The following is a 623-nucleotide window of genomic DNA, read 5'->3' as shown; positions in this document are numbered from 1 at the left end:
CAAGCAGTGAATACTTTCAAGCTGCTCTAGACTACCCTATTTTATTTATGTGCGCCGAAGATGAACAAAAAAAACGGCATTATACATCGGCTGCTCTTGTTGGTCTTTCTAATGACGAAAATGATTACATCACCTCTGATAAAAATTGGAAAAAAGATACTTATCTTCCAGCTTTTGTTCGCCGCTACCCTTTTGTTCTTGCACAAATTAGCAATGAAAAAGAACTTTCTGTTTGTTTTGATCAGCAATCAGGCATGTTTAATGAGGTTGCCGGCACAGAACTTTTTAACTCAGATGGCTCTATTTCTCCTTTTATGGAAGAACGTATTCGCTTTCTTGAGAGCTTTAAAATTGCTATGGAAAAAACGGCTGCGTTTATTGATGCCCTTGTGGATATGGATCTTCTGAGCCAAAAATCAATCAATGTGAAAAACGACAAAGGTCTTTCAGCACAATTAGAACATTTTTGGGTTGTTGATGAAGAAAAATTGAATAAACTATCGGCAAGCCAACTTGCTAAGCTGCATAAAAATGGCTTTTTAGGATTGATTTTTGCGCATCTTATGTCAACGCACAATCTTTTAAAAATACTCTCTCTAAAAAGCGAAAAACAAATGACCAAT

General features: G+C 36.1%; 1 protein-coding gene. It reads left to right on the top strand.

Going from position 1 to position 623, the window contains the following annotated elements; genetic code table 11:
• A partial coding sequence (locus ACFIO5_RS12630; RefSeq protein WP_375705590.1) for a SapC family protein occupies positions 1–623 on the top strand: 623 nt, incomplete at both ends.

This window comes from Bartonella sp. AA86SXKL, assembly GCF_042196885.1.
Note: the sequence above shows the minus strand (reverse complement) of the source record. Positions and strands in the feature narration are given on the sequence as shown.